26 protein-coding genes are annotated in these 24,440 nt (G+C 60.6%); 12 read left to right on the top strand and 14 right to left on the bottom strand.

The features are described from left to right. Window positions 1-16 precede the first annotated feature (16 nt). Both AC3ISG_RS09460 and AC3ISG_RS09455 read left to right on the top strand, forming a co-directional pair. Window positions 17-1,438 carry an LLM class flavin-dependent oxidoreductase gene (locus tag AC3ISG_RS09460; protein ID WP_489299085.1) on the top strand — a complete coding sequence of 474 codons (1,422 nt, stop codon included), beginning with the start codon at window positions 17-19 and terminating at the stop codon, window positions 1,436-1,438. Between the two features lie 35 nt (window positions 1,439-1,473). After that, window positions 1,474-2,388 carry an aliphatic sulfonate ABC transporter substrate-binding protein gene (locus AC3ISG_RS09455; protein WP_489299488.1) on the top strand — a complete coding sequence of 305 codons (915 nt, stop codon included), beginning with the start codon at window positions 1,474-1,476 and terminating at the stop codon, window positions 2,386-2,388. Window positions 2,389-2,577: 189 nt separating this feature from the next. Here the strand turns inward: AC3ISG_RS09455 and AC3ISG_RS09450 are convergent, their stop codons facing one another. Continuing rightward, the gene (locus AC3ISG_RS09450; RefSeq protein ID WP_122534790.1) at window positions 2,578-2,835 is read right to left on the bottom strand and encodes a hypothetical protein; all 258 of its coding nucleotides are present in this window, start codon (window positions 2,833-2,835) and stop codon (window positions 2,578-2,580) included. Window positions 2,836-3,034: 199 nt separating this feature from the next. On the opposite strand from AC3ISG_RS09450, the gene AC3ISG_RS09445 reads away from it, so the two are divergent. After that, window positions 3,035-3,355: an ElaB/YgaM/YqjD family protein gene (locus tag AC3ISG_RS09445; RefSeq protein ID WP_122625365.1), complete on the top strand. Its 321-nt coding sequence runs from the start codon at window positions 3,035-3,037 to the stop codon at window positions 3,353-3,355. A 72-nt stretch (window positions 3,356-3,427) separates the two neighbouring features. Here the strand turns inward: AC3ISG_RS09445 and AC3ISG_RS09440 are convergent, their stop codons facing one another. Next, complete coding sequence (locus AC3ISG_RS09440; RefSeq protein WP_122534515.1) at window positions 3,428-3,781, bottom strand: hypothetical protein; 354 nt, start codon at window positions 3,779-3,781, stop codon at window positions 3,428-3,430. A 480-nt stretch (window positions 3,782-4,261) separates the two neighbouring features. Between AC3ISG_RS09440 and AC3ISG_RS09435 the strand changes: the two genes are divergently transcribed. From AC3ISG_RS09435 to AC3ISG_RS09415, 5 genes are all read left to right on the top strand, one after another. After that, a complete protein-coding gene (locus AC3ISG_RS09435; protein WP_489299487.1) occupies window positions 4,262-4,816 on the top strand; it encodes a paraquat-inducible protein A in 555 nt (184 codons plus the stop codon). Continuing rightward, on the top strand, window positions 4,813-5,430 hold the full coding sequence (locus tag AC3ISG_RS09430; RefSeq protein ID WP_122534513.1) for a paraquat-inducible protein A: 618 nt from the start codon (window positions 4,813-4,815) through the stop codon (window positions 5,428-5,430). The genes AC3ISG_RS09435 and AC3ISG_RS09430 overlap by 4 nt, the downstream gene beginning before the upstream one ends. Next, complete coding sequence (locus AC3ISG_RS09425) at window positions 5,420-7,096, top strand: MlaD family protein (protein WP_122625367.1); 1,677 nt, start codon at window positions 5,420-5,422, stop codon at window positions 7,094-7,096. The genes AC3ISG_RS09430 and AC3ISG_RS09425 overlap by 11 nt, the downstream gene beginning before the upstream one ends. Beyond that, window positions 7,093-7,716, top strand: a complete 624-nt coding sequence (locus AC3ISG_RS09420) for a PqiC family protein (protein WP_489299084.1) — start codon at window positions 7,093-7,095, stop codon at window positions 7,714-7,716. Before AC3ISG_RS09425 ends, AC3ISG_RS09420 begins: the two co-directional genes overlap by 4 nt. Window positions 7,717-8,035: 319 nt before the next feature. Then, window positions 8,036-8,506, top strand: coding sequence for a helix-turn-helix domain-containing protein (locus AC3ISG_RS09415; protein ID WP_489299083.1), 471 nt, complete (start codon window positions 8,036-8,038; stop codon window positions 8,504-8,506). Between the two features lie 74 nt (window positions 8,507-8,580). Here the strand turns inward: AC3ISG_RS09415 and araH are convergent, their stop codons facing one another. The 5 genes from araH to AC3ISG_RS09390 all read right to left on the bottom strand — a co-directional run bounded on the left by araH (window position 8,581) and on the right by AC3ISG_RS09390 (window position 14,047). Further along, window positions 8,581-9,546 carry an L-arabinose ABC transporter permease AraH gene (araH, locus tag AC3ISG_RS09410; protein ID WP_065988753.1) on the bottom strand — a complete coding sequence of 322 codons (966 nt, stop codon included), beginning with the start codon at window positions 9,544-9,546 and terminating at the stop codon, window positions 8,581-8,583. Between the two features lie 45 nt (window positions 9,547-9,591). After that, window positions 9,592-11,121 (bottom strand): L-arabinose ABC transporter ATP-binding protein AraG, encoded by a 1,530-nt coding sequence (gene araG / locus AC3ISG_RS09405; protein ID WP_489299082.1) that lies wholly within the window; start codon window positions 11,119-11,121, stop codon window positions 9,592-9,594. Between the two features lie 91 nt (window positions 11,122-11,212). After that, the gene (locus tag AC3ISG_RS09400; RefSeq protein WP_489299081.1) at window positions 11,213-12,217 is read right to left on the bottom strand and encodes a substrate-binding domain-containing protein; all 1,005 of its coding nucleotides are present in this window, start codon (window positions 12,215-12,217) and stop codon (window positions 11,213-11,215) included. Window positions 12,218-12,381: 164 nt separating this feature from the next. Further along, window positions 12,382-13,260: an SMP-30/gluconolactonase/LRE family protein gene (locus tag AC3ISG_RS09395; RefSeq protein WP_489299080.1), complete on the bottom strand. Its 879-nt coding sequence runs from the start codon at window positions 13,258-13,260 to the stop codon at window positions 12,382-12,384. A gap of 79 nt (window positions 13,261-13,339) precedes the next feature. Then, on the bottom strand, window positions 13,340-14,047 hold the full coding sequence (locus AC3ISG_RS09390; RefSeq protein WP_122534506.1) for a FadR/GntR family transcriptional regulator: 708 nt from the start codon (window positions 14,045-14,047) through the stop codon (window positions 13,340-13,342). A 346-nt stretch (window positions 14,048-14,393) separates the two neighbouring features. On the opposite strand from AC3ISG_RS09390, the gene AC3ISG_RS09385 reads away from it, so the two are divergent. Next, window positions 14,394-15,536 (top strand): aldose epimerase family protein, encoded by a 1,143-nt coding sequence (locus AC3ISG_RS09385; protein ID WP_489299079.1) that lies wholly within the window; start codon window positions 14,394-14,396, stop codon window positions 15,534-15,536. A 259-nt stretch (window positions 15,537-15,795) separates the two neighbouring features. Beyond that, on the top strand, window positions 15,796-16,020 hold the full coding sequence (locus tag AC3ISG_RS09380) for a DUF6555 family protein (RefSeq protein WP_037011182.1): 225 nt from the start codon (window positions 15,796-15,798) through the stop codon (window positions 16,018-16,020). A gap of 378 nt (window positions 16,021-16,398) precedes the next feature. On the opposite strand, the gene AC3ISG_RS09375 is transcribed toward AC3ISG_RS09380, so the two are convergent. The 3 genes from AC3ISG_RS09375 to AC3ISG_RS09365 all read right to left on the bottom strand — a co-directional run bounded on the left by AC3ISG_RS09375 (window position 16,399) and on the right by AC3ISG_RS09365 (window position 18,966). Further along, window positions 16,399-17,139 carry an S-methyl-5'-thioinosine phosphorylase gene (locus AC3ISG_RS09375; RefSeq protein WP_122534504.1) on the bottom strand — a complete coding sequence of 247 codons (741 nt, stop codon included), beginning with the start codon at window positions 17,137-17,139 and terminating at the stop codon, window positions 16,399-16,401. 9 nt (window positions 17,140-17,148) lie between these two features. Next, window positions 17,149-18,150, bottom strand: a complete 1,002-nt coding sequence (nagZ, locus tag AC3ISG_RS09370) for a beta-N-acetylhexosaminidase (RefSeq protein ID WP_205902576.1) — start codon at window positions 18,148-18,150, stop codon at window positions 17,149-17,151. A 105-nt stretch (window positions 18,151-18,255) separates the two neighbouring features. Continuing rightward, window positions 18,256-18,966: a TetR/AcrR family transcriptional regulator gene (locus AC3ISG_RS09365; protein WP_122625375.1), complete on the bottom strand. Its 711-nt coding sequence runs from the start codon at window positions 18,964-18,966 to the stop codon at window positions 18,256-18,258. A gap of 230 nt (window positions 18,967-19,196) precedes the next feature. On the opposite strand from AC3ISG_RS09365, the gene lexA reads away from it, so the two are divergent. Both lexA and sulA read left to right on the top strand, forming a co-directional pair. Then, the gene (gene lexA / locus AC3ISG_RS09360) at window positions 19,197-19,805 is read left to right on the top strand and encodes a transcriptional repressor LexA (protein WP_065988571.1); all 609 of its coding nucleotides are present in this window, start codon (window positions 19,197-19,199) and stop codon (window positions 19,803-19,805) included. Window positions 19,806-19,816: 11 nt separating this feature from the next. Then, the gene (gene sulA / locus AC3ISG_RS09355) at window positions 19,817-20,320 is read left to right on the top strand and encodes an SOS-induced cell division inhibitor SulA (RefSeq protein WP_489299078.1); all 504 of its coding nucleotides are present in this window, start codon (window positions 19,817-19,819) and stop codon (window positions 20,318-20,320) included. 98 nt (window positions 20,321-20,418) lie between these two features. Here sulA and AC3ISG_RS09350 read toward each other — a convergent pair whose 3' ends face one another. The 4 genes from AC3ISG_RS09350 to AC3ISG_RS09335 all read right to left on the bottom strand — a co-directional run bounded on the left by AC3ISG_RS09350 (window position 20,419) and on the right by AC3ISG_RS09335 (window position 24,350). Continuing rightward, a complete protein-coding gene (locus tag AC3ISG_RS09350) occupies window positions 20,419-20,655 on the bottom strand; it encodes a hypothetical protein (protein ID WP_037011193.1) in 237 nt (78 codons plus the stop codon). A gap of 75 nt (window positions 20,656-20,730) precedes the next feature. Beyond that, the gene (locus AC3ISG_RS09345; protein WP_122534500.1) at window positions 20,731-21,252 is read right to left on the bottom strand and encodes a DUF6586 family protein; all 522 of its coding nucleotides are present in this window, start codon (window positions 21,250-21,252) and stop codon (window positions 20,731-20,733) included. A 149-nt stretch (window positions 21,253-21,401) separates the two neighbouring features. After that, window positions 21,402-24,005 (bottom strand): type I DNA topoisomerase, encoded by a 2,604-nt coding sequence (gene topA / locus AC3ISG_RS09340; protein WP_489299077.1) that lies wholly within the window; start codon window positions 24,003-24,005, stop codon window positions 21,402-21,404. Between the two features lie 108 nt (window positions 24,006-24,113). Next, entirely contained in the window at window positions 24,114-24,350 is a 237-nt protein-coding gene (locus AC3ISG_RS09335; protein ID WP_122534789.1) for a DUF1653 domain-containing protein, read from the bottom strand. Window positions 24,351-24,440 lie beyond the last annotated feature (90 nt).

Genomic DNA, 24,440 nt, shown 5'->3' with positions numbered 1-24,440 from the left:
ATGAAAGGCAGCGGCAATGAGCACTGAACCCCCGCAGACAAGCGCTGACTCGCGGCAAACACGCACTGAGCCCCGGCAGATGAAACTGGGCGCGTTCCTGATGGCCACCGGTCACCACGTTGCGGCGTGGCGCCACCCGGACGTGCCGGCCGACGCGGGCCTGGACTTCAAGCACTACAAACACCTGGCGCAGGTGGCCGAGGCGGCGAAGTTCGACACGCTGTTCATCGCGGACAGCGTGGCGGCCGCGACGGGAGACGCCGCCAGCTCCATGGCGCGTTCGGACCACTTCGAACCCCTGACGCTGGTCTCGGCGCTGAGCGCGGTGACCGAGCGCATCGGCCTGATTGTCACCGCCACCACCAGTTACAACGAGCCCTTCCACATCGCCCGTAAATTCGCCTCCCTGGATCACCTGTCCGGAGGCCGTGCGGGCTGGAACCTGGTGACATCGGATGCCGCCGCCGAAGCCCTGAATTTCGGCCGCGACGAGCACATCGACCATGCCGAGCGCTACAGCCGCGCCCGGGAGTTTCATCAGGTCGTGACCGGATTGTGGGACAGCTGGGACGACGACGCTTTCGTGCGGGACAAGGCCAGTGGCGCGTATTACCGCCCGGACGGCCTGCACGTGCTGGATCACCAGAGTGAGCACTTCAAAGTCAAAGGCCCGCTCAATGTGGCCCGCTCCCCCCAAGGTCAGCCGGTGGTGGTGCAGGCCGGTTCGTCGGAGGCCGGCCGTACGCTGGCGGCGCAAACCGCCGAAGTGGTGTTCACCGCACAGCCCTCACTGGCCGCTGCCCAGGCGTTCTACCGGGACATGAAGTCTCGAGCCGTCGGGTTCGGTCGAGACCCCGACACGCTCAAGATCATGCCCGGCATGTTCGTGGTGGTCGGTGAGAGCGAGGCCCAGGCCCGGGACAAATTCGAGGAATTCCAGGCGCTGGTTGAGCCCCGCGTCGGCGTCGCGTTACTGGGGAGGATGCTGGGCAACTTCGACCTCTCGGGTTACCCGCTGGACGAACCCTTGCCCGCGCTGCCATTGACCCGGAGCGGCCAGCAAAGCCGCCAGGTCCTGCTCTCGCAATTGGCGCAGGACGAACACCTGACCCTGGCGCAGCTCGGACGACGAATCGCCGGCGGCCGAGGCCATTTCAGCGTGATCGGCACCGCCAGCCAGATTGCCGATCAGTGGCAGGCCTGGTTCGAGCAAGGCGCCGCGGACGGTTTCAATGTGCTCGTGCCGCACTTGCCGGGCGGGCTGGAGGACGTGGCGCACAAGGTGATTCCGGAGCTGCAGCGGCGCGGTTTGTTCCGCCGGGAATACACCGGCAGCACCTTGCGCGAGCACCTGGGTTTGCCGCGTCCGGCCAACCGGTTCAGCGCCCCGCCAGGGCATCGCCCTGCACACAGAAACGAAGAGGGTTTGAACGTATGAAAATAGTGCGCACATTGGGCAGCGCATTGCTGGCGATGATCGGGATCAACCTGGCCTGCGGGAACGTCGCGGCTGCGGCCGATTCATCCGATCCGGCCGAGCTGCGCATCGGTTATCAGAAGGGCTCGATTGCGTTGGTGCTGGCCAAGGAACAGGGCCTGCTGGAGAAGCGCTTTCCCGACACCCATGTGCAGTGGATTGAATTCCCGGCGGGGCCGCAGATGCTGGAGGCCTTGAACATCGGTGCGCTGGATGTGGGCTCCACCGGCGACATTCCGCCGCTGTTCGCCCAGGCCGCCGGTGCCGACCTGCTCTACATTGGCGCCGAGCCCGCCAAGCCGCAGGCGGAAACCCTGCTGGTCGCGGCCGACAGCCCGCTGCATCAGGTGGCGGACTTGAAGGGCAAGAAGGTGGCGTTCCAGAAAGGCTCCAGCTCCCACAACCTGATCCTCCGCGCCCTGAACCATGCCGGGCTGAAGTACACCGACATCCAGCCGGTTTACCTCAGCCCGGCCGATGCCCGCGCGGCGTTCGAACAAGGCAGCGTCGATGCCTGGGCGATCTGGGAACCGTTCTCGTCGCTGGCACTGAGCAGCGGTGGGGCTCGGTTACTGGCGGATGGCTCAGGCCTGGGACTGTCCGGGCCGATCTACACCGCCAGACGTTCGTACGCCGTTGGGCACGGGGCCTTCATCAACGCCTTGCTCGAACAGCTGACACAAGCCGAAGCGCTGACCCGCAGCCAGCGGCAGCTGAGCCTGGACGTGCTGACCCGTTCGATGGGCCTGCCCGAGATGGTGATTGCCCGCTACATGGACAACCGCCCTGCCTCGCCGATTCTGCCGATCACCCCGCAGATCATTGCGGCGCAGCAGCGGACGGCCGATCTGTTTTTTGAAAACCATTTGCTGCCCAAACGCATCGACGTCAGCGCAGTGGCCAAGCCGTAGCCGTAGCAGTAGCCGTAGGCTGTTAGTGGGACCGGCTTTAGCCGGGAAAGCGTCAGCCGCCACACCGCAAACACGGGCAAAAATGATGTCGCCAGGACTGGCCTATTCCCGGCTGAAGCCGGTCCCACTAAACCGCGCATGGCAGGACCGGCTTGAGCCGGGAAGGCGTCCGACGGGCTAAACCGAAACCTAACCCCGCGCCGCTGCCACCAGACGATTGACCTCGGCGCGCACCATGTTGGCGTACTCCGGTGGCGACATGGCGTCGAGTTCGCCGCGCACCCACTCCGACCATTTGCCCTTGCGCTTGGCCCGCTCGCCCATCAGCCGGGCAGCGTCACCCTTGGCCTTGCCCAGATTGCTCTGCCACAGATCGAACAGACGAGACTTTTCGTCCTCGATAGCGGCACGTTCCGGAAGGGTTTTATTGGCCAGGTTGTAGCTCATGGTATGTACCTCGATGTGCAAAACGAAACGCATGAACGGAGCCGTATCGGCTCGAAAAACGTCAGCATCTTACACCCGGTGAAGACAATTCCCGACCCTGTTCAGTGTACTTTTTGGCCGCCGGCGGATTTGGGCTGCAACTTTTCAGGCCCTCAAAACTCCATTGCACACTGCCATAACCACTGAAAGGAAATTTGCCATGGCTCGTAAAACTGCTGCCCAAAACGCCGCTGTCGAACAGATCAAGGATCAAGCGTTCAGCGAACTGGCCGCCCTCATTGAAGAGTCCGACAAATTGCTCAAGGACAGCGCGTCACTGGTTGGCGAAGAAGCCGACACGGTACGCGCTCAGCTAAGCCAGAAGCTGAAGCAGGCCATGGAATCCGTGAGCAGCGTGCGCGAACGCGCCAAGCCAGCCGTCGATGCCACCGAAAACTACATCGGCGGCCACCCATGGCAGACCGTGGCGGTCTCTGCGGGCTTCGGTCTGGTCGTGGGTCTGCTGCTAGGCCGTCGTTGATTATCGACGTCTGACTCTGCTTCAAGACAGGCCTTGGCCGGGGCATCCCTTGATGCCACCGGCCTTGGGCCCTCAGGAGTGTGGCGCGATCACTTCCAGCTGTGACAGTCGATGGGCCTTGGCCATTGCGGCATCGATATCCATTTTGGCCTTCTCGGCGTCAGCCTGAGACTCGAACGGCCCGATCATCACCACTTCTCTGCCATCGACCTTCACCACGTAAGACGGGTAATGGTGCTCGACCAGCCAATAGGTCATGTCGCTCAGCGCTTCCTTCAAGTGGACACGAATGGTCCATTGCTGCGAAGCCGGCGTCGGCGCTTCCGCCACCGAATCAGTGCTCGGAACCTGGGCGGGCGTCGCCGGCTTGCCGCCATCACAACCCGCCAGCATCAACACCGCTACCATCATTGCCATCTTGCGCACGTCTGTCGCTCCTCGTTTGAAGTGGCGGGAGTCTATCACCGCAGGTGGATGCGAGTTGTAACTGGCCGCCGCTACAATGCTCGGCCACAACAGCAAATTCGCTTTCAACCCTGCCTGTGACAGCATTCTGAAAACGGTGCGGCCGCCTTTGCAAAATTACGCCGAACCCAATGATGGCACTGTGGTCAATCTTTCAAGTCTTTCCGCCGGCGCGTCTTTCATGACATTCACTTCAACTAATGCGAGCCTGCGCTTGGCCGACAGGGTATCGTTGCCCGCCCAACGCCCACACGCGCAATCGACGAAAGCCGATCTATCGTGAACACATCCATGACTTCCGCGACACCCGCGCCGATGACTGACATTTCTCACCGCCAGGCCCATGCATCCGAGCAACCGCCCGCGCCAGCGCTGGCCGAGACGCACACGCGCGCTGATCAGTGGATCATCTGCGAGCATTGCGACTCGGTTTACGAGGCCATGCCTCTGAACAAAGGCGAGGCTGCCTATTGCCTGCGCTGCGCCGCGATTCTTCGCCGCAGTCACCGGCTGACCATCGAGCAGCTGCTCGCACTGAGCCTCGCCGCCTGCGTCCTGTTCATCTTCGCCAACGTGTTTCCGGTCATCAGCATCAGCATGCAAGGCCTGCACAACGAGGTGACCCTGTGGGGTTCGGTTCAAGCGCTGGCCCAGGGGCAGATCACGCTGATCGCCCTGGTCGCAGGGCTGGCCATCATTCTCGCGCCGGCGCTGCAGATCGCCCTGCTGTTCTGGGTGCTGGCGCATGCCCATCGCGGCGAGATCGCCCCCGGCTTCAAAATGTGCATGCGCACCCTCGAACACCTGCGGCCCTGGAGCATGCTGGAGGTGTGCCTGCTGGGGATTCTGGTGGCGATCGTCAAGCTGGCAGGCATGCTGGACGTGCACCCAGGCGCGGGTCTGTGGGCCATGGCAATGCTGATGGTGCTTATCCTGTCGATCGCTGGCAAAGACATCCGCCGCCTGTGGGACGAACTGGGAGTTGAACCGGAATGAACGGCATTCCCTACGCCCGCGACTACAACGTCACCTTGTGTCACGTGTGCAGTTACGTCTGCCCGGAAGACGCCCATGAATGCCCGCGCTGCGATTCGCCGGTGCATCGGCGCAAGCCCAACAGCCTGACGCGCACCTGGGCCTTTCTGATTGCCGGGCTGATCTTCTACATTCCGGCCAACCTGCTGCCGGTGATGTATACGACCATGCTCGGCAGCAGCAGTGAGAACACCATCATGAGCGGGGTCATCGAGTTCGCCGAAAGCGGCTCCTGGGACATCGCCATTCTGATTTTCATCGCCAGCGTGGTCGTGCCCTGCATCAAGTTTCTGGTGCTGGGGCTGATGCTGGTGACATGCCAGCGCCGTAGCACATGGGCGATGCGCGAGCGCTCGCGGCTGTTTCGTTTCATTGAATTGATCGGCTACTGGTCCATGCTCGACGTGCTAGTGGTGGCGCTGGTGGCAGCGCTGGTTCAGTTTCGCGGGCTCAGCACCATCGAGCCGCGCCTTGGCATTCTGTTTTTTGGTTTGGTGGTGGTGATGACCATGCTTGCCGCCATGACGTTCGATCCCCGGCTAATCTGGGACGCAGAGGTTGAAGATGTCCGATAACACCCTACCCCCCTCCCCGCCGACCCGACCGCAGGTCAAGGCACGCAAGGTTCGCGTGTCACTGGTCTGGCTGGTGCCGATCGTCGCCGCCCTGATCGGCTTGTCGATGGTGGTTCATGACTTCCTCAACGTCGGCCCCAAAGTGGTGGTGAGCTTCCTCACGGCCGAAGGCCTGGAAGCCAAGAAAACCCAGGTCAAGTACAAGAACGTGGTCATCGGCATGGTCACCGACATCGAACTCAGCGATGACCGCACTCACGTGCTGGCGAGCATCGACCTGAACCAGTCGGCCGCGCCGTTCACCCGCGCCGACACACAATACTGGGTGGTGCGGCCGCGCATCGGCGCCCATGGCGTGACCGGCGTCGACACCCTGTTATCGGGGGCGTTCATCGGCGCCGATGCCGGCAATTCGGAAGAAACCAAGAAAGACTTCACCGGCCTGGAAACCCCACCGGCCGTGACGTTTGGCGAGAAAGGCAAGCGCTTCATTCTGCACACCGACGACCTGGGCTCGCTGGACATCGGCTCGCCGGTGTACTTCCGCCGCATCCAGGTGGGCCAGGTCGTGGCCTACGAACTGGCAAAGGACGGCAAGGGTGTGGACGTCGAAATTTTCGTCGGCGCGCCCAACGATCAGTTCGTCCTCGACGATTCACGCTTCTGGAACGCCAGCGGCGTGGACGTCACTCTCGGTGCTTCGGGTCTGAAAGTGTCGACCCAGTCCATGGCCTCGATTCTCTCTGGTGGTATCGCCTTCCGTGAACCCAAATACAGCCCGGACGCCAAGCCAGCCAACGGCAACGCCGAATTCAAGCTGTTCGAGGACCAGGCCACTGCGCTGGCCCCGCCCGATGGCGAACCCAAATACATCCGCATGCGCTTCAACCAGTCGCTGCGCGGCCTTGTGGTCAATGCGCCGGTGGACTTCCTCGGCGTCAATATTGGCCGCGTGGTCTCCGTCGATCTCGACTATGACGCCGCCACAGGCACATTCCCTGGCATCGTCGGCGCAGTCATCTATCCCCAGCGGCTGGGTGCTGCAAACGACAAGCTGCAGCAGCAGGCAGGCGCAGGCGACGATGAAGAAAAGACATCGCGAGTGCTCGGGCAATTCATTGAACGTGGCCTGCGTGCTCAGGTCCGTACCGGCAACCTGCTGACAGGGCAACTTTACGTTGCCATGGATTTCGACCCCAAGGCGCCGAAAGTCTCCTACAACGCCAAAGCACGGCCGCTGGAGATCCCGACGGTGCCGGGCAGCTTCGACAAACTGCAGGAGCAGTTGCAGCAGTTTGTCGACAAGCTTGGCAAGATCCCCCTCGACGACCTGGCAAAGAACCTCAACGGCAGCCTGATCGAACTTCAGAAAACCATGAAGCAGGTCAACAGTGACGTGTTGCCACAGATGCGTGGCGCGTTGCAGCAAGCGCAAAAAACCCTGGGCACGGCCAACGAAGCGCTGTCGGATGACTCGCCGGCACGTCAGCAACTGGGTCAGGCCATGGACGAAGTGCAGCGGACCGCGCGCTCAGTGCGGGTGTTGACCGACTTCCTCAGTCGCCATCCCGAATCGCTGATTCGCGGTCGCAGTGGCGACGCGGCGCCCGGTTCGTATAAAGGATCATCCTCTTCCCGTGAAATCGCTCCGGAGCCGGCCCAATGACGCTGCGTAATTCTCTTCTCGCCCTGGCGTGTGTGTTCGGTGTGACGGCCTGCGCTTCCACGCCGACCCACTATTACACCTTGATCGCGCCGGCCGCTCCGGTGCAGGCGAATGTAAGCCCGGCACCGTTTCAGTTCGAAATGCAGGCTGTGCTCATGGCGGTGCAGGTCGACCAGCCGCCGCTGGTTATCCGCCAGGGCAATGGTAGCCTGGCGATTCTGGAGAACGAACGCTGGGGCGCGCCGTTGGGGGATGAATTCCATGACGCGCTGACCGGGCAGCTGGAGCGTCGCTTCGGGTCTCGAGACCTTGCCGGGCTGCCGAAACAGAGTGACCAGCCGGTGCTATCGGTGCGTACCGACGTACGTCGCTTTGAATCGGTGCTGGATCAATACGCCCTGATCGACGTGGTCTGGAACCTGAGCCTGCGCGGCAGCGGAGCCGGGCCCGGTACCCAGCGCAAGACCCTTACCTGCAGCAGCGTGATTCGGCAACCCGCAGCCCCCGGCATGGAAAACCTGGTGCTCGCTCATCAGAAAGCCGTGTCGGCTCTCGCAGAAACAATCTCGCGGACCGCCTCGCAATGGGCGCGCCAATCCGATGCCCGCTGCCCTTCCTGACAGCATAGACGCCCGGTCCTCAGACGCCCGGGCGTTCCCTTCAGCGCACCTTCTTCGCGCCACTATTCATAAAGCGCACCGATCTAATCCAAGACCTTCGTTCGAATAGTTGTCATACAACTGTTTGAGAAAATTCCTACAACACGCTATTTTCGGATCCACATTCAAGCCGAATGACGGTATTGTCGGGTCCGGTACCAACAGACGAACCTCTTAAGCCGCACCCGTTTGCGTTGATCCGCTCATCCTCCCGCCGAGTCGGTCCATGAATTCGCATTCAGCTGCTTGACATCAGGGATCCTCAAATGGAGTTGAGCACATGAAAGGCATTGGCGTGCGACTCAGGCAGGAACGCAACAGACTGAAGCTGTCACAGAGCGCTTTGGGTGCCATCGGCGGCGTCGAAACCAACGCTCAGGGCAATTACGAAAACGGCACCCGGTCGCCGAAGGCCGATTATCTGCTGCGCATCGCCGAGGCCGGTGTCGAGCTGAACTTCGTGATGAGTGGCAACAGGGCATCGCCGGACGCAATGAGCAGAACACCGGTGATTGATCATGAAGAAAGCCCGGACGTATACCCCCATCTGACTAAAGTCACCCACCAGTTGCACCGTAATTTATACGGCCTCATTGAGGCGTCGCTGCAGTTAACGCAACTCATCGAGGTGCGCAACCACGACGCCCGGTTCAGCGAAGCAAAAGTGCAGCTGGAAACGATCCGGGTTGAAGCGCAGTCGCTGGCTCAGGCCACGATGAAGTTGATCTTCGAGACCTCGAAACTGGTGTAAGGCGGCATGGGAGGAGATGAGGCGCTTTGCGGGGAGACGCCCTCCCCACACAGCGCAGTCCAGACGACTCCGAATCAGCGACGCTTCAACCGGTCGATGATTACCGCCAGCAACAGGATCGTGCCGCGGATCACGTACTGGTAAAACGTGTCGATGTTCTTCAGGTTCATGGCGTTTTCGATGATTGCCAGGATCAACACCCCTGCGATGACGTGGCGAATCATGCCGATGCCGCCGCTCAGGGATACCCCGCCCAGTACGCACGCGGAAATCACCGTCAACTCAAAGCCCTGGCCGATCATCGGCTGACCCGAGGTCATGCGCGAGGCCAGCACCACGCCGGCCAGCGCGCCGATCAAGCCGTGCACAGCGAAGATGATGATCTTGGTCCGGTCAACGTGTACGCCAGCCAGCAGCGCCGCTTCCTGGTTGCCGCCGATGGCCAGGGTGTTGCGTCCGTAGGTGGTGTAGTTCAACAGCCAGCCGAAGAAGATAAAGCAGACGATGGTGATCAGAATCGGCACCGGCACGCCGAACAGCTGACCGTTACCGAACACGAAGAAGGCCTCGTCGCCAACGCCCACGGCTTTACCGTTGGAGAAGATATACGCCAGCCCCCGCACAATCTGCATGGTCGCCAGCGTGGTGATCAGCGCGTTGATGCGCAGCTTGGCGATGACGATGCCGTTGATCAGCCCGACGAGCAAGCCCATGGCCAGCGCCGCCGATACGCCCAGAAACACGCTGTCGGTGTCACGTATGACGATCCCGGCAATGACGCCTGAGCACGCCAGCACCGAACCGACCGATAGGTCGAAATGCCCTGACGCCAGGCAGTACAGCATGGTGCAGGCGGCGATGCCGACCGTGGAAATCGCCAGACCCAGGCCACGCATATTCAGCGGTGACATGAAGTTGTCGATCAAAAGCGCACAGAGCACAAAGATGCCCAGGGCGGCCATGAGCATGGCCCAGTCATCGACAAATCGACGCAGGTTCATGCCTTGGCGGGGAGCCGTCAGGCTGGATTCGGTAGACATACGCACCTCGTTCTTATTTTTCATAGCCAGTTTTCATAGCCAGGTTCAACCGCGCGTACGCGGCAATGCCAGTTGCAGAAGACGCTGTTCATTGGCCTCTTCGCGGGACAATTCGCCGGTGATGGCGCCTTCACTCATGACCAGAATCCGATCGGAAATGCCCATCACCTCCATCAGGTCGCTGGACACCACGATGACCGCAATGCCATCGGCGGCGAGGTTGTGGATGATCTGGTAGATCTCGGATTTGGCGCCGATGTCGATGCCCCGGGTGGGCTCGTCCAGCAGCAGCACCTTCATCGGCATCGACAGCCAGCGGCCCAGAATGGCCTTCTGCTGATTGCCGCCCGATAGAAACAGCATTTGCTGTTCGGGCGAAGGCGTCTTGACGTTCATCGACTTGATCTGGTGCCGGGCGTTGTCACGCTCCCAGCGGCCCTGAATCAGGCAGCCCAGGCTGACATGGCGAGGCCGCGCGCCAATGTTGATGTTCTCGGCGACACTGGACAGCGGCACGATGCCTTCTTTTTTGCGGTCTTCCGGGCACAGCAGAATGCCGGCGTCGATGGCGTCGCGCGGTGAACGCAGGTTCAGCGGCTTGCCCTCCAGTTGCAAGGCCCCGGCCTGACTGCGCGTCAGCCCCGACAGCATGCGAAACATCTCGGTCCGACCGGCGCCGACCAGGCCGAAGAAGCCAAGGATCTCCCCCTTCTCCACGGCAAAACTGACCGGCTCCTGCAAACCAGGGCCCATCAGGCCAGTCACTCGCAGGCTCGGCCCCTGATGCTGGCGTGGCCGATAGTTGTAGATGTCCTGGATGTCGCGCCCGACCATGCAGGTGACGAGGCGGTCATGGTCCAGATCGGCCATGTCCTCGAAGGTGCGCACGAAGCGCCCGTCCTTGAACACGGTCACGGCGTCACACACGCGGAAGATTTCTTCCATGCGATGAGACACGTAGAGAATGACCCGGCCCTCGTCACGCAGCCGGGTGATGATCGCCATCAGCCGATCAATTTCCCGCGCCGACAGGCTGCTGGTGGGTTCGTCGAACGCAATCACATGGGCGTTGCGCGACATGGCCTTGGCGATTTCCACCAATTGCCGCTGACCCAGGGAGAGATCACCCAGGCGCGTGTTCGGGTCGATCTCGTCGGCCAGACCTTTGAGCAGCTCCCTCGCGCGTCGGACCATGGCCCGACGGTTGATCATGCCCCAGCGATTGGGCATGTGACCGAGCAGCAGGTTCTCCGCCACCGACATTTCCGGGACCAGGTGCAGTTCCTGGTGAATCACCGCGACGCCGGCCGCGATGCTGTCAGCGGTTGATTTGAACGCCAGGTGCTGATCGCCGATCTGCAGATCGCCGCTGTTGGGCTGGTACGAGCCGCCGAGGATTTTCAGCAGCGTCGATTTACCCGCGCCGTTCTCGCCCATCAGCGCGTGAACGCTGCCTGGCCGAGCTTCGAAATTGATTTCCGACAGCGCCTTCACACCGGGAAAGGTTTTACCGATCTCGTTAAAGCGCAGGCTGCCGCCAGGCTGAACCTGTTGTTGAACCGATGCCTGTTGCATGAACCACCTCCACCCCGCCCCACCCTTCGAGTGAAACGGGGCCTTGCAGATATCCGCCTGAGTTTCAGGCGTCCCGACTCGACTGCCGCGCTTACTTGTACAGACCGAGCGGGGTCAGCACGTCCTTGAAGTTGGCACGGGTGATCAGCGTCACGTCGTCCATGGCAGTGTATTTAGGCGGTTCTTTGCCGGTGGTGACCCACTCGTAGACCATCAGGGCGGTGTTGTAGCCCTCTTTGTCAGGGCTTGGCAGCATCGAGCCGAAGAAGCCGCTTTCCTTCTTCTTCAGCTCGTCGATGGCGTCAGTGCCGTTGATGCCGATGCCGATCACGTTGGCCGGCGCGAAGCCTGCGCCCGCTGTCGCACGTACGCCGCCCAGCACGGTGTTGTCGTTCATGCCGCCAACGATGAGGTTTTTCGCGCCGCTTGGCAGTTTTGGCAGGGCAGCCCCGGTGGAATCCATGCTGCCTGGCACGTCGAGGGTTTTCTGCGGAGCAAAGAGGATGTGATCCTCAGGCAAACCGGCTTTCTTCAACGCATCTACCGAACCGTCGGTGCGCTTCTTGCCGGTGTCGAGCTCGTTGTAGGTGTTGATGATCGCGTAGGTCTCTTTCCAGTCCCACTTGCGATTCTTCGCTTCGTCGGCCATGGCCGCGCCCTGTTTCTGGCCGACTTCGAACGCGGCCATGCCCAGGTACGGCACGTCTTCCATGAACTTGCCTTTGGCGTCGACGAAACGGTCATCGACGGCCATGACTTTCAAACCGTTGACCTTTGCTTTGGCGACGATAGACGGGCCTAGGGCAACATCAGGCGGGCAGATGACAAACCCCTTGGCGCCGTTGGCGGCGAGGCTGTCGATGGCGGAGAGGGTTTTCTCACCATCGGGAACGGCAATTTTGATCACTTCGAAACCGTGTTCCTGACCGGCTTTTTCAGCGAAGGCCCATTCGGTCTGGAACCAGGGCTCTTCAGCCTGTTTGACCAGGAAGCCGATCTTGACCTTGTCAGCGGCAGATACACCGCCGCTCATGCCAAGGATGGCGGTGGCAACAGCAGCACAGCACAGGGAACGAATCCCGTGGCGACTCAACATAGCTAACTCCTTATTTTTATTGACTAGCTACAGCGTTCAGCGGTGAGTGTCGGGGAGTAATGCAGTTGAAAACAGCGCACGCCGCCCGACTGAAAACAGTCATATCATATTATCAATGAAGCCTATGTAACCGAGTGTCACACCTCTACGGCACAGGGTTCGGGTCATCCCGCAAAGCGATGCGAGGTCATGCCCCTGATGCCAATTTCCATCTGAATCACAGATCCATCGAGCTCCAGCGCGCCTTCTGCAGGCCGCGCGCTGGTGACGAATAAGGTGGTCATGTCCGGCCCGCCGAACACGCAACTGGTCGGGTGACTGACCGGCAACTCGACGACCCGATCAACGCTGCCATCGGGGGCAAAACGGATCAGGCAGCCACCACCCCAGCGGGCGTTCCAGACAAAACCATCTTCGTCCATCGCCGAGCCATCGGGGGCACCGCGCGAATGCTCATGGGCCCAGACCTCCCGCTCGCCGAGGGAATGATCCTGATTGATCGGGTAGCGATAGATCACGCCATCGAGGGTGTCTGCGGTGAGTACCGCTGCATCGTTCTCCGGCCAGACCAGTGTGTTAACGATGCCCTGCCCGTTCAGCAACGGCGAGACCGAGGCATCGCCGTCGACGCGGTAAAGTCCGCCGGAGCGACGCTTGATCGGCAGGTCACCGCCCTCCTCGTCCAGGTTGTTCTGCATGGTCCCCAGCCACAGCCGGCCATGCCGGTCGCAACGGGCTTCGTTGGCACGGTTGCCGGCCACAGGGTCGGCGGCGCATAGCAGAGAAATAACAGGCTGATGGGACGGGGAATCGAGGTCGAGTCGGTGGACCCCGCTGGCGAGAGTGACCAGTGCATCGCCTGTCGTGGTAGGTATGAAGGCGGAGACCGGTTCGCTGAACTGCCAGTGGGACAGCTTGCCCGCCTGAAGGCGCAGCGCGCGGAAGCCGGCGATATCGACCCAGTACAAGGCCTGATGGGCATGGTCCCAGAACGGCCCTTCGGCCAATTTGAAACGCTGGTCACAGACCGGCAGCCATTTCATGGAAGATTTCCTGCTTATTATTGTAGGTCTGTGAGCCACTCAAAAAGCCCACCTGTAAAACGTCAAACTCAGCCTGTCATCAGTTGCGCGTCAACGGTTGCTGGCGAGAACGCGCAATCACTTCACCAGCGTTTTCGATCAGACTCATGCAGGCCCACACACCCCGCGCCGAATCCCGATTCGCAATGGCGTCCGCCAGATCTTTGTGCAACGGCAAGGTTCGGCCCAGCTCGCCGGGCACCGCCGATGACACTTCAAACGAAATCGCCAGCAGAGCGCCCAGTGCCGGCAGCATTTGCTCGATAAACTGGTTATGACTCGCCGCCAGCACCGCTTCATGGAAGCGTTGATCCGCAGCGTTGTAATCGCCGAAGTCGGCGACGCTGGCCGCAAGTCGCGCATAGGCTGCCTGAATCCCGGCAATCTGCTCCGGTGTCGCTCTTTCACACGCCCATCGCACGGCCATCGGTTCAATGGCGCGTCTTAAATCCAGCAGGTCCAGCACAAAACTTGTCGGCAGACCTTTTGCCGCCAGCCAACCCACGACTTGCGGGTCAAACAGATTCCAGGCGCGCACCGGCAATACCCGCGTGCCCACCTTGGGCCCGACTTCCAGCAACCCCTTGGCCACCAGGGTCTTGATGGCCTCGCGAATCACCGTCCGGCTGACCCCGAACTCTTCACCCAACGCCGCTTCAACCTTCAGCGACTGCCCCGGCATCACGTTGCCTTGAGCAATCCAGGCCCCCAGGCGGTCTACCGTCGACGCATGAAAACTGCTGCTCATTGATCCGCCCCTGTTTGCGGTGTGTTCCGCAAATCGAGGCTAATGATCATACGATTAGGCGTCAATCGCCTGTACAGAAGGCCAATCCTGGACTAGACCTTCCCGCACCGTGACGGACGCTGCCTTTCGCCAAATAGTATTACAATTTATTTTTAAAGCGAGTGCTTTTGATCTATAACTCGAAATACCGGGGCGCGAAAGCCTAAATAGTATGACCAATGGCAGAATCCCAAGCCATTGACGTACTGCTTGGCGGTAGCGCATCGAGCAGCAAGACTGGTGCCTTCGGGCAACACCCCCTGATTACCCACTGCAACACGCCTATAAAAACAAAAGGACCGATGCAATGAGAAAGACGTTTATCCCTGCCCTAGGGCTGTCGCTGATGGCCGCCGCCCTACAGGTGCACGCCGCCGGACTGTCCACTGAACACGGCGCCTTCGGCAAACTCGCCGACGGCACCCCGGTCGAGAAATACACCTTGCGCAACAGTAAGGGCATGCAAGCCACCGTCATCACTTACGGCGGCACGTTGCAGTCGCTGCTGGTGCCGGACAAGCACGGCAAGGCTGAAGACGTGGTTCTGGGCTTCGATGACGTGGACGGCTACGTCAAAGGGACCGCATTTTTCGGCGCCACCATTGGCCGCTTTGGGAATCGCCTGGCGGGCGGCAAGTTCTCTCTGGATGGCAAAAGCTATCAGGTGCCGCTGAATGACAAGACCAACTCCCTGCATGGCGGCCCGAAAGGCTTCGACAAGCAGATCTGGAAGGCCGAAGAGGTCAAGGACAAAGGTTCGGTCGGGGTCAAGCTGACGTACGTCTCGATCGATGGCGAGATGGGTTTCCCCGGTACGCTGAAAACCGAAGTCACCTATAGCCTGAACGACAAGAACGAGTTGCGCATTCAGTACCACGCGACGACGGACAAACCGACCGTCCTCAACCTCACCAACCACAGTTACTTCAACCTGGCGGGCGCGGGTAACGGCGACATTCTGGATCAGGTGGCGGTGGTGCATGCCGCGCATTACACGCCGGTCAACGAGACGCTGATCCCGACCGGTGAGCTGCCGTCAGTGGTCGGCACACCGTTTGACTTCCTCAAACCTGTCGCCTTCGGCAAGCGCATCCGTGAAGACAACGAGCAGCTCAAGTTCGCCGAAGCGACCCAGGGCGGCTACGACCACAACTGGGTGCTCGACACCAAAGGCAAGCTGTCGAATCTGGCAGCGGACGTGGTCGATCCGAAGTCGGGTCGTCGTTTGCAGCTGTTTACCACCGAGCCCGGCGTCCAGTTGTACACGGGCAACTTCCTCGACGGCACCGTCAAAGGCAAGGGCGGCAAGATCTATCCGCACTGGGGCGCATTCACGCTGGAAACCCAGCACTACCCGGATTCGCCGAACCAGCCCGCCTTCCCTTCGACTCGCCTGGAACCGGGTAAGGCCTACACCCAGACCACTGTGTTCAAATTCCTGAACAAGTAACCATTTGGGTGTGAAAACGGGGCGGCAGGACGACGTGAAGGGTCGTCACTGCCGCATCGCTCTGTGCTTCATGCAGCCAGAGTGTCGCTGCAACCGCTCAAAACCGGGGTTTGCCACTCATTTGTAAGGGTGATCGAGGATTCCCTCATCGTTCTGTACTAAAGCTAACCATTTGGCTTAGAACGAGAATTCCGAGTGAATTTTCCCGGCGGTGACGACTCAGTTACAAAGAGAGTGACTGATAGGGAGGTTTGCAAGCGTGGCACAGTACAAGCATTTCAGAATCGATTATCTGCTGCACGGCAGCTACAAAAGCTTCTACATCAGCGCTGAAGCCATGGACAACGCATCTGCCTGGCATTGGGCCTCTGTGGATGCCGGGTTTGGTCAGATTCCAAAATACCGCTCGGATCGCGTTCCGAAGGTTACCAAGCCAAAAGCTGAGCAACTGGGTTTGACCGATGTTGAATGGGCTGAATCCTGATCAGCCGATCAGGGCTCCTTTTCGTGATGTGATATCTGACTTTTCCCTACGGAAACTTGCTCTGGCAGCGCGTCATTCCTGATGCGCTGCCGGGCACCCGCCGCCTGATCGCCCCCCTCGCTTTACTTCCCACCGTTTCGGCCCGATTCGAAGAGAATTCTGACGATTAACCTGCTGCATCGGCGCCATTGGCAAACCTGATCATTAAACAACCATTGCAGCTAAAGCCTTGCAACTACAGGCTTACAGAAACTTATCCACAGAGATATTCACGCTTTCCGTGGACAACTTTTTCAACGAAATGGCGTTGACTTCGCTGCCCTCCCCGGCCTAGCCAGCGCTCAAGAAAAGCCCCTGCCAGACCGACATGTTCCTCCATCAAGCGGCGCTTAGCACCCTTGCCAGTGTTGCCTTGACCTTGCCGATTCCGTCGTGCAAAGCCTGCTCGATTTCGGCCATCGTGATCACTGCCGCCGACTTGCCGGCAGCCGGGTTGACGACCAGCGCCAGACAGGCATATTCCAGTTCAAGCTCACGGGCCAGGGCCGCTTCCGGCATGCCGGTCATGCCGACGATGTCGCAACCATCACGCTCCAGTCGCGCGATCTCCGCCACGGTTTCCAGACGCGGGCCCTGAGTGCAGGCGTACACGCCGAAATCGCTGTGGGCGCAGCCCTCGGCAGCCAGCGCCGCGATCAGCCGGGCCCTTAACGGCGCGCTGTAAGGGAAGCTGAAATCGATGTGGGTCACGTGCTCCAGGTCATCGGCAAAGAACGTGTGATCGCGACCGCTGGTGTAATCCACGAGATCATGGGGCACGCAGAAATGGCCGGTGCCCATGTCAGGGTGAATTCCGCCTACGGCATTGACCGCCAGAATCGCTTCGGCCCCGGCCTGCTTCAGCGCCCAGATGTTGGCGCGGTAGTTGACCTTGTGTGGCGGAAAACGATGCGGGTGACCGTGACGGGCCAGAAACATCACCTCGCGGCCGGCGTACTCGCCCACATGGATATCGCCGGACGGCGCGCCGTAAGGCGTATTCACCGCCAGGGATTGACGGATCGTCAGCCCGTCGAGCTGGGTCAAGCCAGTGCCGCCGATAATCGCGTAAACAGTCATGGGGAATCCTTAATCGATCAGTTGAGCAGCGCGCAGCGCGGTCAGCGCCGCCAGCCAGCGGGGGTGCTGCCGGTATTCGGTGGACGCCATGCCCTGCCCGCGCATTCTGTGAAGTCGCGCCGCAGGAGGCGAGACCTTCAAGCGCTGAGCGGCACTCAACGCCAGCTCAGCCGCAGCGCGGTCGTTGCACACCAGGCCCATGTCACAACCGGCGGTAAGCGCCGCCTCGATGCGGCTGGCGGCGTCACCCACCACATGGGCGCCGGCCATCGACAGGTCATCGCTGAAGATCACGCCATCGAACCCCAGCTCGCCGCGCAGGATGTCCTGCAGCCAGCGCCGGGAAAAGCCCGCCGGCTGTGAATCGACCTGGGGATAGATGACATGGGCAGGCATGACCGCTGCCAGGTGTTTGCTCAAGCGCTGAAAAGGCACCAGATCATTGGCGCGGATCGTTTCCAGACTGCGCTCGTCGTTGGGGATAGCCACATGGGAGTCAGCTTCGGCCCAACCATGCCCCGGGAAATGCTTGCCCGTAGCGGCCATGCCCGCCGCATTCATGCCCCGAATAAAAGCGCCGGCCAGTAACGCCGCCCGCTCAGGGTCGCCTTCAAACGACCGGGTGCCAACGACCGCACTGCGCTGATAGTCCAAATCCAGCACCGGCGCAAAACTGAGGTCCAGCCCCACTGCCAGCACTTCGGTTGCCATCAGCCAGCCACAATGTTCGGCGAGGTTTTCGGCATTGGGATGACCGGCAATGGCGCGCATCGGCGGCAACCGGACAAAACCCTGGCGCAGGCGCTGCACGCGGCCGCCCTCCTGGTCGACAGCCAATAACAACTCGGGACGAATGGCGCGAATGGAGGCACAGAGCTCACGCACTTGCCGTGGGCTCTCTATATTGCGCGCGAAAATGATCAGGCCGCCCACTTCGGGCTGACGCAGAAACTGACGGTCTTCGGAGGTCAGCCAGGTACCGGCGACGTCCACCATCAGGGAGCCTTGCAGGCCAGAACTCATAGGAAGATCCTTCAACAACCAATGCTCAAGCCGGCATGGTGAGGGATCGAAGGATGTGATGCAAATTACGACACCGCCAGCCGGTGACGCGCCTCAGACCTTGGCAGGCACCGGTGTAGAGGTTTTGGTCCGGGGCCTGAGTTGCGCGGTGAGCATGGCGTTATCGGTGACACCCGTCTCGGCGCGCATGCCGGCCGCCAGGAATGGCACCATCAGGCGCATGACCTGCTCGATGGACGTATTGACTCCGAAATCGGTCTCGGCAATGGCGCGCAGGGCCTTGATACCGGACATGCTGAACGCGGCAGCGCCCAACATGAAATGGACCCGCCAGAACAACTCGATGGGAGGAATGCGCGGCGCCGCTTCGTTGACCAGCAGCATGTAACGACGGAACACCTTGCCGTACATGTCTTCGAGATAACGCCGCAAGTGGCCCTGGCTCTGGCTGAATGCAAGGCCCAGCAGGCGCATGAAGATGGACAGGTCATTGTTGCTGCGCGGCTGAACCACCAGCGCCTGCTCAACCAGGATTTCAAGAAGCTCTTCAAGGGTCGGCTTGTGTTCAGGCTTGGCCTGGCGGCGCTCCAGCTCACGGTCGAGACTGACGCAGAACGGCCCGAGGAAGCGGGAGAACACCGCCTGAATGAGGGCCTTCTTGGAACCGAAGTGGTAATTCACCGCGGCCAGATTGACTGACGCCTTGCTGGTGATCAGCCGCAACGAGGTTTCGGCAAAACCCTTCTCGGCAAACAGCTGCTCGGCTGCATCGAGGATTCGTTCAACTGTTTCCGACTGAGCCATGGTTAAACGCCTGACAAACAAGTGTTTGAAACATACGTTTCATACACGGCACTGTCAACCCTGAGGACCCTGCTTTGTGCCCCGGCAGTCACGGGCATTTAACCATATAAACCGGGGCCTGTAGCCATCCATGGATGGGGCGCAATACAGGCGCGGCAAAAAGGCCCATTGCCAAGACCCAAGCACTGTATATAATCCCAGTCACTGTATAAAAAGCCAGAGCGATGCACATGATCAAACTGACGTCACGCCAAGCCGAGATTCTGGACTTCATCAAGCGCTGCCTCGAAGACAACGGCTACCCGCCCACCCGCGCTGAAATCGCTCAGGAGTTGGGGTTCAAGTCGCCCAACGCCGCCGAAGAACACTTGAAAGCACTTGCCCGCAAGGGCGCCATCGAAATGACCCCGGGTGCCTCCCGCGGGATTCGTATTCCGGGCTTCGAAGCCAAACCCGATGACAGCGGTCTGCCAATCATCGGCCGCGTTGCAGCCGGCGCGCCGATCCTGGCCCAGCAGCACATCGAAGAATCCCTCGCCATCAACCCGGCCTTCTTTCATCCGAGTGCAGATTACCTGCTGCGGGTGCACGGGATGAGCATGAAGGACGTCGGGATTCTCGACGGCGACCTGCTGGCCGTTCACACCACCCGCGAAGCACGCAACGGCCAGATCGTTGTGGCGCGCATCGGTGACGAAGTGACGGTTAAACGCTTCAAGCGTGAGGGTAACAAGGTCTGGTTGCTGGCCGAGAACGCCGACTTCGCACCGATCGAAGTGAATCTCAAAGATCAGGATCTTGTCATTGAAGGCTTGAGCGTCGGCGTGATTCGTCGATAAGGAGAACGTAAATGCAGTTCCCACAGACACCGCAACAACATGCACAGCTGCCACTGTTCGAAGCATTTATGGCGCCCGGCGTGCCCATGCTCGACGTTCCGCTGTTGCAGGTCCCGACGCTGGCAGAGATTGCAGAGTCGCCCTGGAGCAACGAACCAGAAGCCTTTAGTGAATTGTCATTGCGCGGCGCTGCCGGGAACTGCCTCAACCTGCTGGCGCCGATCCTGCGCGAGTTGAGCCAGGACACCAACGATCGCTGGCTGACGCTGATAGCACCCCCCGGCAGTGTGACCCAGGCATGGCTGCGTGACGCGGGTCTGAATCGGGAACGTATTATTCTGATGCACCCGCGCGGGACTCAGAGTGCCCTGGAACTCACCCGTGAGGTCTTGCGCCTGGGCCGGAGCCATACGGTGGTCAGCTGGATCAATTGCCTGTCAGGCAGTGCGCGCCAGCAACTGGCAAGCGCAGCACGCATCGGCGATGCGCAGAGCCTCAACATTCGTCTGGGCTGAGCACGTTCGCAAAACTATTCAGGGTATTTAGTGCGTAAAGGCGCTTCTTGCGAATCGAGAAGCGGGACGGCCTGTGGGCGAGCTGCAGATCCCGAAAATCAATGCAGCACGCGCGGCCCTTCTTCATCCTTGGTCAATTCACCTTCGGCCAGACGGCCTGCCATCTGCACACCGACGCTGAGCATCGCCTTGGCGACTTCAACGTGCTGACCCTGCAGGAACGCCTTGGCGTCTTCGGAGAAGTTCAGCGTGACGAGTGAACCTTCGTCTTCGGCGCGGCGCAATTCGATGCGGCCGTCAGGCAGTTCAACAATTTCCAGAAACGAAGTTGGCATCAGTGCAGTTCTCCACGAAAGGCCGGCATTGTAACAGCCAGAGGACTCAGTCCCTAGCCCATCGATCACTCTGCATCAGCACTCGCTCAGCCCTTCCCTGAACCGAATTGCCAGGCCTTTGAGCTGCTGGCGCCAGGCTTCCATCTCTTCACGCGTCAATGCCTGCTCAGGCTCTTCGTCCGCCCCCACCGCGATGATCAATGGCTGGGTAACGTCACCCTTGGGTTTGCGCGGCGCACGCGGCGGCATGAACAACGCGTGGTAGGACGCCAGCAGCTGCGCCAACCAGGTTTCGCGGTGCTGGGCCAGCTCGACCAGTTCGCCCATTTCCGGAATAGCGATAGCTTCCAATACTTTCGGCGACAGCAGGTCCTCGGCACGCGGGGTGCTCGCCTGTGGCAGCCGGTAGTAACCGGCAATCTCGTGGCACAGCCCGAGCAATGCGCCGTAGAGATGAAAGATCGCCGACTCACGCTCCGCCTGCTCAAGCCCCTGGGCGTTCATCGCGCGGCTGTCCCTGGCCTTGGCCATCGCTTCCAGTGCCAAGCCTGCGAAGAAGAGCTTCTGGTTGGTGCGGGTATAGAGTTCGTGAGCCATAACGGTGGCCTCTGTAGAGATGAGTGAATCGCCAGCCTGCCCGCAGCTGTTAGCCGCAGACAAAAAAATCCCTCGGAGCGCACATGCACGCCGAGGGATTCTTTTAACGCAAAGCGTCGAGGCTGACCAGTCGGATCGAGATCAAACGATCAACGCTTGTCCTCGACCTTCCACTTGCCGCCGTCGTAGAACGCACGCCAGCCGGTGGGCTTGCCGTCCACTTCGGTCTGCACGTACTGCTCCTTGGACTTGCGGCTGTAGCGGATCACCGCTGGACGACCGTCGGGGTCCTTTTTCGGCGCTTCACAGAGGAAGTGATACTTCGGATCGATCTCGTCCTTGTGCGGCGCGATCTCCATGACCAGGGGCGCACGGGTCTCGCGGTTTTTCGGGAACTGGCTGGCCGCCAGGAACAGCCCCGAAGCACCATCACGCAGGATGTAGGTGTCGTCGACCTTCTCGCATTTGAGCTCCGGCATTTTCACCGGGTCCATCTTCGGCGGTGCCGCTTCACCGCTCTTCAGCAATTTACGGGTGTTTTTGCAGTTGGTGCAGCCGAAGAACTTGCCGAAACGGCCGGTCTTGAGCTGCATCTCGCCGCCGCACTTGTCGCACTCGACGCTCGGGCCTTCATAGCCCTTGATGCGGTAGGTGCCCTCTTCGATCTCGTAACCCGAGCAATCCGGGTTGTTGCCGCAGATATGCAGCTTATGCTTCTCATCCAGCAGGTAGGCGTCCATCGCGGTGCTGCAGATCGGGCAACGGTGCTTGCCACGCAGTACGCGGGATTCGGACTCGCCCTCATCGTCATCGGCGATTTCGTCGCCCGGCGTGAGGTTGACGGTGGCCTTGCAGCGCTCTTTCGGCGGCAGGCTGTAGCCCGAGCAGCCGAGGAACACGCCGGTGGACGCCGTACGAATCTGCATCGGGCGCCCGCAGACCTTGCACGGGATGTCAGTCATCACCGGCTGATTGGCGCGCATACCGCTGTCGGGTGCTTCGGCCACTTCGAGTTTCTTCTTGAAGTCACCGTAGAACTCGTCGAGGACGTTCTTCCAGTCGCGCTGCCCGTGGGCCACGTCGTCGAGGTTCTCTTCCATGCCGGCGGTGAAGCCGTAGTCCATCAGGTTCGAGAAGCTTTCGGACAAACGCTCGGTGACGATATCGCCCATCTTTTCCGAATAGAAACGACGGTTGTGCAGGGCCACGTAACCACGGTCCTGAATCGTCGAAATGATCGCCGCATAAGTCGATGGACGACCGATGCCGCGTTTTTCCATTTCCTTGACCAGGCTCGCTTCCGAATAACGCGCGGGCGGCTTGGTGAAGTGCTGACTCGGATCAAGCTTGAGCAGCTTTAGCTTGTCGCCTTGAGCCATGTCCGGCAGGACGTCGTCATCGCCCGGTTTGCTCATTTGCGGCAGCACGCGGGTGTAGCCATCGAACTTGAGGATGCGGCCCTTGGCGCGCAGCTCGAAATCGCCAGCCGCGACGCTGACAGTGGTCGACAGGTATTGCGCAGGCGGCATCTGGCAGGCCACAAACTGGCGCCAGATCAGTTCGTACAGACGCTCGGCATCACGCTCCATGCCGGTCAGCTTGCTCGGGTGCGTGTTGACGTCGGAGGGGCGAATCGCTTCGTGAGCCTCTTGCGCGCCTTCCTTGCTGCTGTAGACGATCGGCGATTCCGGCAGGTACTTCTTGCCGAACTCGGTTTCGATGTAGGTGCGGGCCATGGCCACTGCGTCCGCCGACAAATTGGTCGAGTCCGTACGCATGTAGGTGATGTAACCGGCTTCGTACAGACGCTGGGCCATCATCATGGTTTTCTTCACGCCGTAGCCCAGGCGGTTGCTCGCCGCCTGCTGCAGCGTGGACGTGATGAAGGGTGCCGACGGCTTGCTGCTGGTCGGTTTGTCTTCACGCTTGCTGATGCTGTAGGCCGAGGCCTTGAGCTTCTCCAGTGCCGCCATGGCAGTCGCTTCGTTCAGCGGTTTGAAGGCTTCGCCTTTTTCGCGGGCAACTTCAAAGCGAACGTTGGCGCCCTTGGCGGTGCCGAGGTCCGCGTGGATCTCCCAGTACTCTTCCGGGTTGAACGCACGGATTTCACGCTCGCGCTCCACCACCAGCTTCACGGCCACGGACTGCACACGGCCGGCCGACAGACCGCGGGCGATCTTCTGCCACAGCAGCGGCGACACCATGTAGCCGACGACGCGGTCGAGGAAACGGCGTGCCTGCTGGGCATTCACGCGGTCGATGTCAAGCTCGCCCGGTTTGGAGAAGGCTTCCTGGATCGCTTTCTTGGTGATCTCGTTGAAGACCACGCGCTTGTAGCGCGCATCGTCGCCACCAATGGCTTCGCGCAGGTGCCAGGCGATGGCTTCCCCTTCGCGGTCCAAGTCCGTCGCGAGATAGATGGTGTCGGCGTCTTTGGCCAGGCGGCGCAACTCGTCGATCACCTTCTCTTTGCCGGGAAGGATTTCGTACTTGGCTTTCCAGCCGTGCTCCGGATCGACACCCATGCGCGCCACGAGCTGGCGCTTGGCCTTTTCCTTGGGCGACAGCACGGGCGCTTCGGCCACGGCCTTGCCGCGCTTGGCAGCAGGCTCTTTGGAGGCGCTAGCCGAACCGCTGGTGGGCAGGTCTCGGATATGGCCGATACTCGACTTCACCACGTACTGGTTGCCCAGGTACTTGTTGATGGTCTTGGCCTTAGCCGGGGATTCCACAATGACCAGCGATTTGCCCATGGATCGGAAAATTCCTAATGCGAGAAAAAAGACGTCAGAGCCGTCGAGGCCCCGCTATATATAGTGGCTGAAAGGTGAGGTCAAGCAATGCTGCTGCAACGTGCCGCCTCAGGGCCGGGGAAAAAGATCCGGTTCTGCCTGAACCAAAGCAAAGCGCGGCACTTGCTCGCCGTCAACCTCAACTGACTGCAGAAACATGCTCAAAGGGCGCACCCACAGGCCGAATTCGCCGTACAGCGCTTGATAGCACACCACTTCTTCTTCGGTCTCCGAATGCCGCGCGACACCGATAACACGGTATTCGGGCCCTTTGTAGTGACGGTAGAGACCTGGCTGTAGCGGCATGCGGGGGACCTCGGGTGTGACAGAAAAAAAAGTGGCGAAAATACATTTCCGTAAAAAACAAAAGCCGGGGCACCAGGCCCCGGCTCGCAC

This window comes from Pseudomonas sp. GL_135 (genome assembly GCF_057834665.1).
The sequence above is the reverse complement of the archived record's forward strand: the minus strand, read 5'-3'. Positions and strand labels throughout refer to the sequence as shown.

Coding starts and splice junctions, on each gene's coding strand:
- AC3ISG_RS09460 (WP_489299085.1), top strand. CDS start 17: ATGAGCACTGAACCCCCGCAGACAAGCGCTGACTCGCGGCAAACACGC.
- AC3ISG_RS09455 (WP_489299488.1), top strand. CDS start 1,474: ATGATCGGGATCAACCTGGCCTGCGGGAACGTCGCGGCTGCGGCCGAT.
- AC3ISG_RS09450 (WP_122534790.1), bottom strand. CDS start 2,835: ATGAGCTACAACCTGGCCAATAAAACCCTTCCGGAACGTGCCGCTATC.
- AC3ISG_RS09445 (WP_122625365.1), top strand. CDS start 3,035: ATGGCTCGTAAAACTGCTGCCCAAAACGCCGCTGTCGAACAGATCAAG.
- AC3ISG_RS09435 (WP_489299487.1), top strand. CDS start 4,262: ATGCCTCTGAACAAAGGCGAGGCTGCCTATTGCCTGCGCTGCGCCGCG.
- AC3ISG_RS09430 (WP_122534513.1), top strand. CDS start 4,813: ATGAACGGCATTCCCTACGCCCGCGACTACAACGTCACCTTGTGTCAC.
- AC3ISG_RS09425 (WP_122625367.1), top strand. CDS start 5,420: ATGTCCGATAACACCCTACCCCCCTCCCCGCCGACCCGACCGCAGGTC.
- AC3ISG_RS09420 (WP_489299084.1), top strand. CDS start 7,093: ATGACGCTGCGTAATTCTCTTCTCGCCCTGGCGTGTGTGTTCGGTGTG.
- AC3ISG_RS09415 (WP_489299083.1), top strand. CDS start 8,036: ATGAAAGGCATTGGCGTGCGACTCAGGCAGGAACGCAACAGACTGAAG.
- araH (WP_065988753.1), bottom strand. CDS start 9,546: ATGTCTACCGAATCCAGCCTGACGGCTCCCCGCCAAGGCATGAACCTG.
- araG (WP_489299082.1), bottom strand. CDS start 11,121: ATGCAACAGGCATCGGTTCAACAACAGGTTCAGCCTGGCGGCAGCCTG.
- AC3ISG_RS09400 (WP_489299081.1), bottom strand. CDS start 12,217: ATGTTGAGTCGCCACGGGATTCGTTCCCTGTGCTGTGCTGCTGTTGCC.
- AC3ISG_RS09395 (WP_489299080.1), bottom strand. CDS start 13,260: ATGAAATGGCTGCCGGTCTGTGACCAGCGTTTCAAATTGGCCGAAGGG.
- AC3ISG_RS09390 (WP_122534506.1), bottom strand. CDS start 14,047: ATGAGCAGCAGTTTTCATGCGTCGACGGTAGACCGCCTGGGGGCCTGG.
- AC3ISG_RS09385 (WP_489299079.1), top strand. CDS start 14,394: ATGAGAAAGACGTTTATCCCTGCCCTAGGGCTGTCGCTGATGGCCGCC.
- AC3ISG_RS09375 (WP_122534504.1), bottom strand. CDS start 17,139: ATGACTGTTTACGCGATTATCGGCGGCACTGGCTTGACCCAGCTCGAC.
- AC3ISG_RS09365 (WP_122625375.1), bottom strand. CDS start 18,966: ATGGCTCAGTCGGAAACAGTTGAACGAATCCTCGATGCAGCCGAGCAG.
- lexA (WP_065988571.1), top strand. CDS start 19,197: ATGATCAAACTGACGTCACGCCAAGCCGAGATTCTGGACTTCATCAAG.
- sulA (WP_489299078.1), top strand. CDS start 19,817: ATGCAGTTCCCACAGACACCGCAACAACATGCACAGCTGCCACTGTTC.
- AC3ISG_RS09350 (WP_037011193.1), bottom strand. CDS start 20,655: ATGCCAACTTCGTTTCTGGAAATTGTTGAACTGCCTGACGGCCGCATC.
- AC3ISG_RS09345 (WP_122534500.1), bottom strand. CDS start 21,252: ATGGCTCACGAACTCTATACCCGCACCAACCAGAAGCTCTTCTTCGCA.
- topA (WP_489299077.1), bottom strand. CDS start 24,005: ATGGGCAAATCGCTGGTCATTGTGGAATCCCCGGCTAAGGCCAAGACC.
- AC3ISG_RS09335 (WP_122534789.1), bottom strand. CDS start 24,350: ATGCCGCTACAGCCAGGTCTCTACCGTCACTACAAAGGGCCCGAATAC.